At 74.5% G+C, this 13303-nt stretch carries 14 protein-coding genes; 7 read left to right on the top strand and 7 right to left on the bottom strand.

Annotation, left to right across the window (positions count from 1 at the left end):
• Nucleotides 1-177 precede the first annotated feature (177 nt).
• Together WCD58_RS03680 and WCD58_RS03675 are read left to right on the top strand one after the other, a co-directional pair.
• On the top strand, nucleotides 178-1755 hold the full coding sequence (locus tag WCD58_RS03680) for a fatty acyl-CoA synthetase (protein WP_337699599.1): 1578 nt from the start codon (nucleotides 178-180) through the stop codon (nucleotides 1753-1755).
• A 19-nt stretch (nucleotides 1756-1774) separates the two neighbouring features.
• Complete coding sequence (locus WCD58_RS03675) at nucleotides 1775-2869, top strand: hypothetical protein (protein WP_337699598.1); 1095 nt, start codon at nucleotides 1775-1777, stop codon at nucleotides 2867-2869.
• Here the strand turns inward: WCD58_RS03675 and WCD58_RS03670 are convergent.
• Entirely contained in the window at nucleotides 2853-3596 is a 744-nt protein-coding gene (locus WCD58_RS03670) for a hypothetical protein (RefSeq protein WP_337699596.1), read from the bottom strand. The genes WCD58_RS03675 and WCD58_RS03670 overlap by 17 nt on opposite strands.
• Nucleotides 3597-3648: 52 nt before the next feature.
• Here WCD58_RS03670 and WCD58_RS03665 point away from each other — a divergent pair, with 52 nt between their 5' ends.
• Entirely contained in the window at nucleotides 3649-4080 is a 432-nt protein-coding gene (locus WCD58_RS03665) for a nitroreductase family deazaflavin-dependent oxidoreductase (RefSeq protein WP_337699594.1), read from the top strand.
• A 19-nt stretch (nucleotides 4081-4099) separates the two neighbouring features.
• On the opposite strand, the gene WCD58_RS03660 is transcribed toward WCD58_RS03665, so the two are convergent.
• From WCD58_RS03660 to WCD58_RS03650, 3 genes are all read right to left on the bottom strand, one after another.
• Nucleotides 4100-4843 carry a TetR family transcriptional regulator gene (locus WCD58_RS03660; RefSeq protein WP_337699592.1) on the bottom strand — a complete coding sequence of 248 codons (744 nt, stop codon included), beginning with the start codon at nucleotides 4841-4843 and terminating at the stop codon, nucleotides 4100-4102.
• 75 nt (nucleotides 4844-4918) lie between these two features.
• Entirely contained in the window at nucleotides 4919-5746 is an 828-nt protein-coding gene (locus tag WCD58_RS03655) for an SAM-dependent methyltransferase (protein ID WP_337699590.1), read from the bottom strand.
• Complete coding sequence (locus WCD58_RS03650) at nucleotides 5743-7263, bottom strand: DHA2 family efflux MFS transporter permease subunit (protein ID WP_337699588.1); 1521 nt, start codon at nucleotides 7261-7263, stop codon at nucleotides 5743-5745. The genes WCD58_RS03655 and WCD58_RS03650 overlap by 4 nt, the downstream gene beginning before the upstream one ends.
• 110 nt (nucleotides 7264-7373) lie before the next feature.
• Here WCD58_RS03650 and WCD58_RS03645 point away from each other — a divergent pair, with 110 nt between their 5' ends.
• A complete protein-coding gene (locus WCD58_RS03645) occupies nucleotides 7374-8339 on the top strand; it encodes an Lrp/AsnC family transcriptional regulator (protein ID WP_337699586.1) in 966 nt (321 codons plus the stop codon).
• A 162-nt stretch (nucleotides 8340-8501) separates the two neighbouring features.
• Complete coding sequence (locus tag WCD58_RS03640) at nucleotides 8502-9371, top strand: CPBP family intramembrane glutamic endopeptidase (protein ID WP_337699584.1); 870 nt, start codon at nucleotides 8502-8504, stop codon at nucleotides 9369-9371.
• 19 nt (nucleotides 9372-9390) lie between these two features.
• Here the strand turns inward: WCD58_RS03640 and WCD58_RS03635 are convergent, their stop codons facing one another.
• Nucleotides 9391-10041, bottom strand: a complete 651-nt coding sequence (locus WCD58_RS03635) for a hypothetical protein (RefSeq protein WP_337699582.1) — start codon at nucleotides 10039-10041, stop codon at nucleotides 9391-9393.
• Nucleotides 10042-10270: 229 nt separating this feature from the next.
• Here WCD58_RS03635 and WCD58_RS03630 point away from each other — a divergent pair, with 229 nt between their 5' ends.
• Complete coding sequence (locus WCD58_RS03630; RefSeq protein WP_337699580.1) at nucleotides 10271-11125, top strand: CPBP family glutamic-type intramembrane protease; 855 nt, start codon at nucleotides 10271-10273, stop codon at nucleotides 11123-11125.
• 3 nt (nucleotides 11126-11128) lie between these two features.
• Here WCD58_RS03630 and WCD58_RS03625 read toward each other — a convergent pair whose 3' ends face one another.
• Both WCD58_RS03625 and WCD58_RS03620 read right to left on the bottom strand, forming a co-directional pair.
• Nucleotides 11129-11485 carry a Rieske (2Fe-2S) protein gene (locus WCD58_RS03625; protein ID WP_337699579.1) on the bottom strand — a complete coding sequence of 119 codons (357 nt, stop codon included), beginning with the start codon at nucleotides 11483-11485 and terminating at the stop codon, nucleotides 11129-11131.
• 13 nt (nucleotides 11486-11498) lie between these two features.
• On the bottom strand, nucleotides 11499-12425 hold the full coding sequence (locus tag WCD58_RS03620; RefSeq protein WP_337699577.1) for a Rieske (2Fe-2S) protein: 927 nt from the start codon (nucleotides 12423-12425) through the stop codon (nucleotides 11499-11501).
• 107 nt (nucleotides 12426-12532) lie between these two features.
• On the opposite strand from WCD58_RS03620, the gene WCD58_RS03615 reads away from it, so the two are divergent.
• Complete coding sequence (locus WCD58_RS03615; RefSeq protein WP_337699575.1) at nucleotides 12533-13282, top strand: IclR family transcriptional regulator; 750 nt, start codon at nucleotides 12533-12535, stop codon at nucleotides 13280-13282.
• Nucleotides 13283-13303 lie beyond the last annotated feature (21 nt).

Genomic DNA, 13303 nt, shown 5'->3' with positions numbered 1-13303 from the left:
TGGGTCGCCGGACGTGCCGGTCGCCGACGACGGGGCCGGCGCAGTCCGCGCGAGCGGCACCTCCGGCGTGATCCACGGGTGTCCGGGCCTGCGGATCGTGCCGGTCGCCCAACGGCAACGTCGACGGGCGGGCGGAGCCCATTGCCCTCGGGCGCGGAGATCGGTAGGAGCAGCGGTGTGGACGATCTCGACCGCTACCTCCCGCCCCTCACCGCGGACGTCGCGCGCGCCCGCCGGCAGACGATCGGCTCGCTGCTGGCGCGCAGCGCGCTGAAGCACGGCGCGAAGCTCGCGGTCGTGCACCGGGAGACACGCCGGACGTTCGCCGAGCTCGACGCCGACGCCAACCGCGTCGCGAACGCGCTCGCGAGCCGGGGCGTCGTCCGGAACCAGCGGGTCGCGATCTTCTCGCACAACTCCTACGAGTTCGTCGTCGCCTACTTCGCGCTCGCGCGCCTCGGGGCGATCTCGGTGCCCGTCAACTTCAACTTCGTCGCCTCCGAGGTCCGCTACGTCCTGCAGGACAGCGGCGCGACCGCGGCGATCGTCGAGGACGCGCTGGTCCACACGTTCGGCGCGGCCGAGGTGGCGGTGGCCCTGGGCGTGGTCGTCGGCCACAGCCCGGGGTGGACGTCGTTCGCCACGCTGCTCGCCCACGACGACGCGAGCGAGCCGGACGTCGAGATCGGCGACGACGACCCGGTCCAGCTGCTATACACCAGCGGCACCACGTCGGCGCTCAAGGGCGCGATCATGACCAACCGCAACCTCATCGCCCAGTACGTCAGCGACATCGTCGACGGCGAGTACCACCGCGACGACGTCGAGCTGCACGCGCTGCCGCTGTACCACTGCGCGGCGCTGCACGACTTCCTCACGCCCGACGTCTACCTCGGCGCGACCAGCGTCGTCGTCGACTCCGCCGACCCGGAGACGATCCTGCGGACCGTCGAGACCGAGCGGATCACGAAGATGTTCTGCCCGCCGACGGTGTGGATCCGGCTCCTGCGCTCGCCGGAGTTCGACGCCCGCGACCTGTCGTCGCTGCGCAAGGGCTACTACGGGGCGGCGATCATGCCGGTCGCCGTCCTGGAGGAGCTGGGCCGGCGGCTGCCCGACATCCGCCTGTTCAACTACTACGGCCAGACCGAGCTCGCCCCGAACGCGACCGTCCTGTTCCCCGAGGAGCAGATCAGCAAGGCGGGCACGGCCGGGCGCGCGAGCCTCAACGTCGAGACCCGCCTGCACGACGAGGACGACCGGCCGGTGCCGGTGGGGCAGATCGGCGAGATCGTGCACCGGACCCCGCACGCCATGCGCGGCTACTGGGGCAAGCCGGAGGCGACCGCCGAGGTGTTCCGCCACGGTTGGTTCCACAGCGGCGACCTCGGGGTGATGGACGCCGACGGCTACCTCACGATCGTCGACCGCAAGAAGGACATCATCATCACCGGCGGTGAGAACGTCGCGAGCCGCGAGGTCGAGGACGCCCTCTACACCCACGCCGCGGTCAGCGAGGTCGCCGTGTTCGGGGTCAAGCACCCCGAGTGGATCGAGGCGGTCGCGGCCGCGGTGGTCCTGCGTGACGGGGCGAGCGCGGAGCCCGGCGAGATCGTCGCGCACGCCCGCGAGCGTCTGGCGGGCTTCAAGGCCCCGAAGTACGTGGTGATCGTCGACGAGCTGCCGAAGAACCCGAGTGGGAAGATCCTCAAGCGTGAGCTGCGGGACACCTACGCCGGGCTCGCGGACGGCTGACCGGGGGAGGGGGGCGACGGTGACGACGACGGTCCCGCGTGAACGGGCCACGGCGAGCGCTTACCACGGCCCCGTCCCGCGCGAGGACGCCGCGCGCAGCGTCCGGCTGGTGGCGGTGGCGTTCGGCGTGACGGTGGTGGTCACGCGGCTCTACCTCGCGCTGACCGGCTACCCGCAGATCGGGGGCGAGGTCTACCACCTCGCGCACGCGCTGTGGGGCGGGCTGCTGCTCCTCGCCGGCGGGCTGATCGCCCTCGCGTGGAGCAACCGGTGGACCTCGACCCCGACCGCCGTCTGCGTGGGCGTCGGGTCCGGGCTCTTCGTCGACGAGGTCGGCAAGTTCATCACCCAGCGCAACGACTACTTCACCCCGCTGGCCGCGCCGATCATCTACGCCGTGTTCCTCGGCGTGCTCGGGCTCGCGGTCCTGGCCGGCCGCGCCCGGCTCGACCGGCCGCGGGTGCTCGCGTACTCGGTGGCGGTCCGGTCGAAGGGCCTCGTCGACGGACCCCTGCGCCCCGACGATCGACGAGCGCTCCTCGCCGACCTCGACGCGCTCGCGGCGCACCCGTCGCGCCCCGACCTCGTCGCCTACGCCACGGCCCTGCGCCCGGTGGTGGAGGCCGCGCCGGTCGAGGAGCCGCGGGACCGCACCCGCCCCCTCGTCGCCGGGCTGCACCGCGCCGAGGCGACCCTGGGGCCGCGCTGGGTGCACCGGATCCTGCTGATCGCGGGATCGACGGTGCTCGGGCTGCTCTCGCTGGTCGGCCTCGTGGTGCTGCTCGCGCTGTGGAGCAGCGACCCGGACGTGCAGATCGTGCTCGACGACCGCACGCTCCCGCCCGGCAGCAGGCCGCCGGTGCTCGTGGTCGCCTCGGCGGGGGAGGCGGTCGTCGGGGTGCTGCTGCTCGTCGCGGCCGGCGCGCTGCTGCTCGGCCGCGACCGGATCGGCGTGCGACTGTGCCGGATCGGGCTGCTCGTCGCCCTCGCCGGGGTCAACGTCGCGCTCGGCTACCTCGACGCCGAGCTGGTGGTGGTCGCGGTCGTCGTCGAGCTCGCCCTGCTCGTGCTCGCCGGCCGCTACCGCACGAGGTTCCTCACGACGCCCCCCTGACCCGCCGCCCCTCGTTCTCCGCGTGCGCGAACCGCAGCGTCGTCGCCAGCCACAAGAGCACGTCGTGCAGGCGCAGGCGGGTCGGACGCACCTCGGCGACGTCCTCGGCCAGCGCCGCCTCGAGCGCGGCGAAGCCCTCCTCGTTGGCCCGCAGCTCGCGGTGGACGACGGCCTCGACGCCGCTGTCGCCCTCCTCGAGCAACGGCAGCAGCGTGCGCCGGGTGGTGCGGGTCAGGTGCGGGACGAGGTCGGGCCGGCGGTGGTGCAGCGCGGCGAGGACGTGCGCCGGGCGTGGGCCGGCGTCCTCCCCGATGCGTCGCAGCAGCGCCCCGACGGTGCCGGGCTCACCGAGCACCGAGAGCTCCTCGTCGGGCAGCTCCCAGAACGGGCGCCCGCCCGCGCGCGCCTCCAGCTCGTCGACCCGCGGCGCGAGCGCAGCCAGGGCGTCGTGGACCGCGTGCCAGCCGGCCGGGTCGAGGCGGCCGTGCAGGCCCTCGCCGAGCAGGACGTCGGCGTCGAGGTTCTCGCCGGCCGGGCGGGTGTCGAAGCGCGACCACCCGAAGGCGGGCACCTGCGTCCACCGGCCCTCCGGGACGCCGGGGGAGCGGAACCGCAGCCAGCGCAGCCCGCGGGCGTACCCGAGGACGGCGTCGTGCGCCCGGTCCAGCGCGAGGGGCTCGGGCCCGACGCTGGGCAGCGTCAGCGCGGTCGGGGCCCGGGTCGTCACGCGCCCATCGTGCACCCGGAATGACCCGGACCCACCCCTGGTTCTGCGGGACATGAGCGATGACGCGGTCGAGCTGAGCCCGACGGACTGGGTGCGGGGCCAGACGCAGAAGATCCTGGAGACGGGCACCACCGAGGGGGTCGAGGTGAACGGCTCGCCGATCGTGCTGATGACGCTGCGCGGCGCGAAGACCGGCAAGCGCCGCTACACCCCGGTGATGCGCGTCGAGCACGACGGCAGCTACGCGGTGGTCGCGTCGAAGGGCGGGGCGCCGGAGAACCCGGTGTGGTTCGAGAACATCCGGGCCCATCCGCAGATCTCGTTGCAGGACGGCACCGTCACCGGCGAGTACACGGCGCGCGTGGTGTCCGGCGAGGAGCGCGCGCAGTGGTGGGACCGGGCCGTCGCGGCGTTCCCGAACTACGCGGAGTACGCGACGCGGACCGACCGCGAGATCCCGGTGTTCGTGCTCGAGCCCCGCTGATCTCCGCCGAGGGGGAGCGTCAGGCCGGTTCCGTCCCGTCGCGGCGGGCGCACTCGTAGGCCGCGGCGTCGGGCGCCGGCCGCGCCACCCACTCCGGCGTCGACCAGTGGTCGGACCAGCACGCCCGGGCCAGCGTCGGCAGGAGCGCGAGCCAGGTACCGGTCATCCGCTCCCAGAGCGACGGCCCGTCGGGCTGGACCTCGGACAGGTAGTGGTGCCCGACGACCGTCGAGAGCAGCGTGGAGCTCACCGAGGCGGGGTCGGTGCCGGCGCCGACGATGCCGTCGGCGCAGGCCTGCGCGAGCAGGACCTCGGTGTCGGTGCGCCACCCGTCGACCCACTTGTGCCGGTCGGCCTGCATGGCCGGGTCCTCGCGCAGCACCCGGACGCCGCCCATGACGATCGGGTCGTGCATGAGCCGACCGATCTGCGCGTCGTAGAGGACGAGCAGCGCGCGCAGCGGGTCGAGGCCCCGGGCCCGGATGCGCGCGAGGATGTCGTCCCACGACGAGTGCACCTCGTCGACGACCGCCCAGCCGAGTGCGGACTTGTTCTCGAAGTGGAAGAACAGCGCGCCCTTCGTGCGCCCGCCGTCCGCGACCACCTGCGACAGCGACGTCGGGTGGTAGCCCTGCACGGCGAAACGGCGGGCGGCGGCGAGGAGCAGCTCGCGGCGGGTGGCGCGGGCGCGCGCCTGGAGGGACGCGGTGGCCACCTGATCGGACCACCGGGACACCGGGAGGTCGAACCACGCCGGCGTCATACGGCGAGTATGCGGATCGACGCTGTCGACCGGCAGGAAGCGGGGACCACGGTGCGGTGAACGGCGCGCGGATGATCAGTCGAAAAGGGCGATCGCCGCATAACCCCCGGTCGGGCGCTCGCCGGGGGCGGGCGCGGGCCAGTCGACGATGTCGACGAGGCCGGGGTCGACGAGCTCGTTCCCGCCCAGGAGCTCGCGGATCGCGGGCCGCGAGCGCAGCACCACCTCGGTGGCGCTGCCGCGGTAGCCGTCCTGGATGGCCCGTGTCCGCGCCGCCAGTTCGGGGTCGTCGTGGTCGGCGCTGCCGTGGCTCATGACGTGCGCGCTGCCCGGCGCCAGGGCGGCCCGGTAGCGCGCGAGGATCGACGGCAGCTCGGCGTCGGGGACGAAGTGCAGCACCGCGACCGTGAGCAGCGCGACCGGACGGCCGACGTCGAGCAGGTCCCGCACGCCCGGGGCGGCGAGCACGCCCTCCGGGTCGCGCATGTCGGCGCGGGTGACGCTGACGCCCTCGGTCCCGCCGATGACCTCGTGCGCGTGGGCGACCGCGACGGGCTCGAAGTCGACGTACGCGACGCGGGCGTCGGGGTGCTGGGCGAGGGCGATCTCGTGCACGTTGCCGGCCGTCGGCACCCCGGAGCCGAGGTCGAGGAACTGGGTGATCCCGTGGGCGAGGCACCACTCCACCGCGCGGCGCAGGAAGTCGCGGTTCGCGCGGCAGACGTAGGCCATGTCCGGGTTCTGGGCGAGGATCCTGGACGCCTGCTCGCGGTCGACGGCGAAGTTGCAGGCACCGCCCAGCAGGTAGTCGTAGATGCGGGCGGCGTTCGCGCGCTCGAAGTCGATCCCGGCCTCGAGCGCCTGCTCGGCCTCCCGCCAGCTCCCGCCCGATGCGTCCGTCACGCCGACCTCCCCGCCGCCTCCCGAGTCGGGACGATCTTCTCATCCCGACCGGCCGGGCGGACCAGGACGACGACGAGGATCGCGGCCAGCAGGGCGGCGACGCCGGCGACGGTGAAGACGGTGTCGAGGCCGGTCGGGAACGCCTGGCCGATCAGCGCCGACAGTGCCGGGCGCCCGGCCGGCGGGGTCGCGGCGAGGACCCCCGGCGTGCCGCCGCCGGCCACGGCGGCCGCGAGGTCGTCGGCGCCGGGCACGCCCGCCGAGGTGAACACGCCGGCGACCCGTCCGGTGAACACGGTGCCGAGCACCGCGAGCCCGACGGCCAGGCCGAGCTGGCGGAAGGTGTTGACGGCCGCGCTGCCGACGCCGGCCCGCCACGGCGGCAGGACGGCGAGGGTGGCCGACACCAGCACCGGCGTCGCGAGACCCACCCCGAGACCGGCCACGACGAGCCCGGGCAGCAGCGCCCACGGTCCGGAACCGGCGTCGACGACGGTCATGAGCAGGGCGCCCGCACCGATGAGGGCGAGACCGCCGGCGACGGGGCGCGCGGGCGAGCCGCCGTGCAGGAAGCGGCCGGCGAGCGCCGACACCGCGAACGCGGCGAGGCTCAGCGGCAGCGCCACCAGGCCCGCGCGGATCGGGGTGAGCCCGAGGACCGACTGCAGCCACAGCGACACCAGCGCGAGGTGCGCGAACGCGGCGGCCGAGAGCACCGCGGCGGCCACCATGAACGCGGTGAACGAGCGGTCGGCGAACAGCGCGAGGTCGAGCATCGGCGCGGCGCTGCGGTGCTCGACGGCCACGAAGACCGCGAGGGCGACGGCCGCGAGGGCCAGCGCCCCGAGCGTCGGCGTCGCCGTCCAGCCCCGCTCGCCCGCCCACACCAGGCCCCACACGAGCGCGGCCGCGGCGAGGGTGAACGACGCCGCCCCGGCGACGTCGACGCGCCCGGCGGCGTCGGACGCCGACTCGTGCACGACGGCGAGGGTCAGGGCGACCGCGACCACGGCGACCGGGAGGTTGACCAGGAAGATCGCCCGCCAGCCCCACGCCTCGGTGAGCAGGCCGCCGAGCAGCGGGCCGCACGCGGCGGCGAGCCCGTTGACCGCGCCCCAGACGCCGAAGGCGGTGCCGCGGCGCGGACCGTGGTAGGTCGCGGCGAGGAGCGCGGCGGTGGTCGCGAACATCGCCGCGCCGCCCACGCCCTGCGCGACCCGGGCCGCGACGAGCGCGCCCGCCGACGGGGCCAGCCCGCACGCGAGCGACGACACCGCGAAGACGGCGAGGCCGGCGAGGTAGAGCCGCCGGCGCCCGAAGCGGTCGGCGAGGGTGCCGGTGACCATGAGCAGCGCGGCGAGGGCCAGCGCGTACCCGTCGATCACCCACTGCAGCGACGAGAACGACGTGCCGAGCGACGTCGCGATCGGGGGCAGGGCGACGGTCACGATCGTGACGTCGACCAGCAGCATGAAGGTGCCCAGGCAGATCGCCACCAGGGGCCACCAGGGGCGCATGGGTTCTCCTCGGGGAGTCGGGACAGCTGCGACCATGTTCGACATCGGCCGGCGCATCGGCCGAGGAATCGGGCCACAATCAGCGGTCATCGACATCGGGAGGGGCTGACGTGGAGGATTTCGACGACGTCGACCGCGCCCTCGTGCACGCCCTCCAGATCGACGGGCGTGCCCCGTTCCGCCGGGTCGCCGAGGTCCTCGGCGTCTCCGACCAGACCGTCGCGCGCCGCTACGCCCGGCTGCGCTCGACCCGCGCGCTGCGCGTCGTCGGCTTCAGCGACCCCACCGCCGTCGGCGACGACCAGTGGCACGTGCGGCTGCGCTGCGCCCCGGACGCGAGCGTCGAGATCGCCGAGGCGCTCGCCCGCCGCCCCGACACCGCGTGGATCGGGCTGATCTCCGGCGGCGCGGAGATCGCGTGCTCGCTGCGGGGTCACGGGCCGTCCGCCGACGAGATGCTGCTGCACCGCCTGCCGCGGACCCCGCGCATCCTCGAGGTCAGCGCCCACGAGGTGCTGCACGTGTTCTACGGCGGCGCCCGCGAGCCGTTCACCAAGCAGGGCGCGCTCACCGAGGAGCAGGCCGCCGCGCTGCGCGAGCACCTGCCCGCACCCGCCCCGCCGCCGCGCCTCGACGACGTCGACCGGCGGATGCTCGACCTGCTGCGCGACGACGGGCGCACGGCGGTCGAGGACATGGCACGCACGTGCGGGACGTCGGCGTCGACCGTGCGCCGCCGCCTGCACGACCTGCGCGCCGGCGGCCTGCTCTACCTCGACGTCGACGTGACCCCAGAGGTCATCGAGCTGCCGCTGCGCACGATGCTGTGGCTGACCGTCGCCCCGGCCCACCTCGACGCCGCCGGCCGCGCGCTCGCGGCGCACCCCGAGGTCCCGTTCGCCGCCGCCGTCGCGGGCCGGGCGAACATCTACGCCAGCGTCGCGAGCGCCGACGCCGCCGGGCTCTACCGCTACCTGACCACCCGCGTCGCCGCCCTGCCCGGCGTCGCCGCGGCGGAGACCGCGCCGGTGATCCGCACGGTCAAGGCGGCGGGCACGCAGTACCCGGTGCGGTGACGACGCGGGCACCGTCCGTTACGTGGTGTCACGACGACGCTGTCGGATTCCGGACAGCGGGGCCGTCCGGGCGATATCGTTACCACGTCGACCGTTGACGGCTTACTCAGGGTGTCCGAATCTCGTTCCACGACCTTGATTCCTCGTGGAAGGGACAGTGACGTGACCGGAGTGATGACCGCCGTTCCCGCGGTTGACCGCACGCGGGCGCGCCGCGGCCTGGCGGTGTTCCTCACGCTCGCGATCGTGTTCGAGGCGCTCTGCCTCATCGCCCTGCTGTCGACCGGACAGGCATGGTGGATCTTCGTCCTGATGTGGAGCGTCACCCTCGCCTCGGTGATCGCGCGCCTGGTGATGCGCGAGGGCTTCCGGGACGTGTCCTTCCGCTTCGGCGGGGCGCGCTCGGTGCGCTGGATCGTCATCGGGCTCCTGCTGCCCCTGGTCGTCGGGGTGCTGTCGTTCGGCACGGCGTGGCTCGTCGGGCTCGTCCCGTTCGCCCCGCCGGAGGGCGGCTTCTGGGCGCTGCTGCTGGGCACGGTGACGGTCGGCCTGGTGCTCAACCTCGTCTGGGCCGCCGGCGAGGAGATCGGCTGGCGCGGGTACATGCTGACCCGCTTCATCGACGCGGGCATCCCGCGCCCGGTGCTGACCCACGCGATCGTGTGGGGCCTGTGGCACCTGCCCCTGATCCTCCTGGGGCTGATCTACACCGAGCACCCGGTGACGATCGTGGCTGCGCTGATCTTCATGGTCAGCGTCGTGCCCTACGGCTGCATCCTCGCCCGCGCGCGCCTGTCGACGGGGTCGGTCTGGCCGGGGATCGCGGCGCACGGCGCCTACAACTCGATCATCCAGGGCGCCTTCTGGCCGGCCGCGGCCGCCGGAGGCGCGAGCGCCGCGGTCTGGGTCGGCATGGAGACCGGCATCCTCGTCGCGGTGGCCCTCATCGTCGTGGGCGTCGCGCTCTGCGCCGGGACCTGGACCTACCGGCGTACGCCCGACGAGCTCATGGCCGGCCCCCGGAAGGACTGAGGGTCCGCACGGGGCCGGGTCACCGGCGCACGACGCGGAACCCGCAGGCGTCGTCGTCCAGCGGCGTCACCGACGGCCCGCCGGCCTCCGGCGGGCCGTCGGCCGTGCGCCGCCAGGGCGCGTCCCAGGTGCACACGGCCGCGGTGAGACCGGGGACGCCGCGGCGGGCGAAGAGGTCGTGGAAGAAGCAGCGCTCGACCCGCATCTCGAAGGTGTCCGGGCCCGGGCGGTCGTAGCGGATGGCGACGTACTCGCCGTAGTGCGGCGCCTCCGCGCGGCACGCGGTCTCGATCGCCCCGAGCGGGTCCTCGCGCAGACCCATCGACCCGATCCCGCGCGGGCGGCGCCGGACGGTGCCGAGGGCGTGCGCGAGGTAGGCGACGGTCCGGTCGTCGCCGCACGTGAAGACGTCCAGCAATGTCTCGCGGGTCGCCAGCACCGTCGCCGAGAGCGCGAGCATCGCCTCCGACGGCTCGTCGACCGGCAGCTCCGCGTGCTCGTCCCGGATCTCCTCGGCGCGCCGGCGGATCACCGCCAGCACGTACGCCCGCCGCCGCGGGGCCTCCCGCCGCAGGTCGATGCCGACGGTGCTCAGGAGATCGCGGGGCACGACGCGCCCCATCGTCCAGCGGCACTCGAGCTCCCACAGTGCTGTCCGGGTCCCGTTCATGCTCACCACCGCTCCCGCCGTTCGTGACGGCGACGATGGCGCCCGGGGGAGCGGCGGTGCTCACCCAGCGCGGGTGAGTTCGGTGCGCGACGCGCCCGTGCTGCTACCCACTGTGGCTAGTAGCTGTCCGCTTCCCGACAGTTCGCCTGTTCAGCGCATCGTGACCGTTGACTCCTCTCACGCACCGTGAGCACGCTGGTCCCGTCGACGGTGCGGGGAAGGGGCGGACATGACCGAGGTCGTCACCGGGGTGGCGCGCAGCGAGCGGGCCCGCGCCCGCCGCGGACTGGCCGTGTTCGTCCCGCTGGTGGTCGTCGCCGAGGTCGCGTGCCTCGGGCTGCTGACGGCGACGGGCAGCCCGGCGACCCTCTACCTCCTGCTCTGGAGCGTCGCGCTCGCCTCGGTGGCGGCGCGCCTCGTCACCCGCGAGGGCTTCCGCGACGTGTCCTTCCGCTGGGGCGGTCCCCGGTCGACGAGCTGGGCGATCGTCGGCGTCGTCGTCCCGCTGGTGGTCGGGACGCTGTCCTTCGGCGCGGTGTGGCTGAGCGGCCTCGTCCCGTTCGCCCCGCCCGGCGGCGCGCCGGGCCTGCTGGGGGCGCTCGCCGTCGGGCTGGTGCTCGGCGTGGTCGGGGCGACCGGCGAGGAGATCGGCTGGCGCGGCTACGTGCTCACGCGCCTCGTCGATGCGGGCGTGCCGCGGCCGGTGCTCGTGCACGCCGTGCTCTGGGGCCTCTGGCAGCTGCCGCTGATCTTCGCGGGGCTGCTCGCCGTCGACCACCCGGACCCGGTCGTCGCCGCCGTGATCTTCATGGCCGCCACCGTGCCGATGGGCTTCCTGCTCGCCCGGATGCGCCTGTCCTCCGGGTCGCTCTGGCCCGGCGTCGTGGCCCGCGGGGCCTGGACCGGCATCGTCGCGGGCGCGTTCTGGCCGGCGGCGGCCGCGGGCGGTGCGAGCGCCGCGGTGTGGGTCGGCGCGGAGTCCGGGCTCCTCGTCGCCGTCGCGCTGGGGATGGTCGCCGTGGTGGTGTGCGCCGGCACGTGGACCTACCGGCGCACGCCGGAGGATCCCGGCACCTCGCTGTAGGGCTCAGTGGTACGGCTTGTGCGGGATCGCGGCGTCGTTGGTCTGCTGCTCGAAGTCGACCCAGATCGCGCCGTCCTCGATCTTGCAGGCGTAGGTCGGGATCGGGTCGACCGCGGGGACGCCGGTGGGGACGCCGGTGTGCAGGTCGAAGCGTGAGTTGTGGGCGGGGCAGATGAGGGAGTCGTCCTCCTGGAGGTGGCCCTCGTTGAGCGGCTGCTGCTGGTGGGTGCAGGTGTTGTGCACCGCGACCGCCTCGTCCTCGTAGAGCCGGACGACACAGATCGGCTCGCCACCCATGTGGCACAGCATCATGTCGCCCTCCTCGAGCTGGTCGACGTCGGCGACTGCTTCCCAGGCCATGGTGGTGTTCCCTTCAGCTGGACGACCGGCGCGACCGGGCCGGCGGCGCGGAGCCGCGGACCTCGATCCAGCCGTTGCGCACGCGCGCGGGCAGGACGGGCTGGGGATGGTGCGCGGGGCCGCGGACGATGCGGCCGTCGCGCAGGTCGAACACCGAGTAGTGCAGCGGGCAGACGACGGTGCAGCCCTCGACCTCGCCGCGGTGCAGCAGGGCGCCGGCGTGGCTGCAGACGTCGTCGATCGCGTGGACCTCGCCGTCGCGACGGTGCAGCAGGACCTGCCGGCCCTCGACCTCGACGCCGGTGATCGCGCCCTCGGCCAGGTCGTCCTCGGCGACCGCCTTGACCCAGCGCTGGGGACCGGTGTTGGCCGCGACCCGGTTGACCATGAGCGCGCGGCCCTGGACGAGGTGCCCGCCGACGTAGGCCGCGGCGACCGTGACCGTGAGGCTCGCGGCGCCGAGCGCGCGTCCGGTGCGGCGGTGCCCGCTGAGCCGGGCGGCCAGGGAGACGCCCTGCAGCAGGGTGCCCGCCCCGTTGAGCAGGCCGTGGAAGAGCCCGACCCGACGGTCCTCGTTGTCGCTGACACTCCAGTCGGCGAGCCCGGTGGCCGCGGTGGCGGCCGCGGCGGCGATCCCGGCCGCCGACAGCGTCGACGAGGGGTCGAGACGCGCACCGTTCGCCGGCACGTCCTGACCGGCCATGTCGAGCAGCACCGTCGCCGACCAGAAGCCGATCGGGAGGTCGGACAGCGCGGGGTGCAGCGAGTGCCCGAGCCAGCGTCCGCCGTGCAGGATCTCGACGGCGGGGTTGGCCCGGAACCGGTCGTAGACGGGGTCGACCGCCGCGCTGGCCTGGTCGTTGAGGCGCTGCAGCCACGGCCACCGGGTGATCTCCGCGAGGGCACGCTGGTGCCAGGCCGTCGCTCCGGACTCCGCCATCCGCCGCCCCCAGGGATCTCAGTGGTGGATCGATCGGTGGGTCTCGGGAGGAGCCTGGCACTCCCTTGTGATCTCCGCCATACCCGCGATCCGTCAGACTCCCGGGGATGGCGCGGTCGACGTCGGGAGAGTCGGTCCTCGAGCGCGTGGTGCGCATCCTCGAGGCGTTCACCCCGTCCGACCGCGCGCTGACGGTGGGGGAGGTGTCGCGGCGGGCGGGGCTGCCGGCCGCGACGGGCTCGCGGATGGTCGCCGAGATGGTCGCCCACGGGCTGCTCACGCGGGACGCCGACCGCCGGGTGCGCGTCGGCACGCGGCTCTGGGAGCTCGCGTCACGGGCGTCGCCGACGCTCTCGCTGCGCGAGCTCGCGATGCCGGTGCTCGAGGAGCTGCACGCCCTCGTCGGCCACCACGCCCAGCTCGGGGTGCTCGACGGCGAGCAGGTGCTGTTCGTCGAGCGGCTTTCGGCGGAGCAGGCCGTCATCAACTACACGCGGATCGCCGCGCGGCTGCCGCTGCACGCCTCGTCGTCGGGCCTGGTGCTGCTGGCCCACGCCCCGCCGGAGCTCCAGGAGCGGGTGCTGGCGGGTCCGCTGGCCCGGTTCACGCCGTCCACGCCGACCGACCCCGGCGAGCTGCGCCGCCGGCTCGCGACCATCCGGCGGGACGGCTTCGTGGTGTGCTGCGGCTACCTCCACCCCGAGGCGACGGGGATCGCGGTGCCGGTCCGCGACGAGCACCGGCAGGTGGCGGCCGCGGTGTCGGTGATCGTCCCGAACGACGAGCTCGCGCGGGACCGCGTCGCGCCGCTGGCCGCGGCGGCCCGCCGGATCGAGCAGCGGCTGGCCGCCCATTGAATGAGAACCGCGTATCGGGCG

Origin of the sequence: Actinomycetospora flava, from assembly GCF_037400335.1 — a bacterium.
GTDB lineage: Bacteria > Actinomycetota > Actinomycetes > Mycobacteriales > Pseudonocardiaceae > Actinomycetospora > Actinomycetospora flava.
The sequence above is the reverse complement of the archived record's forward strand: the minus strand, read 5'-3'. Positions and strand labels throughout refer to the sequence as shown.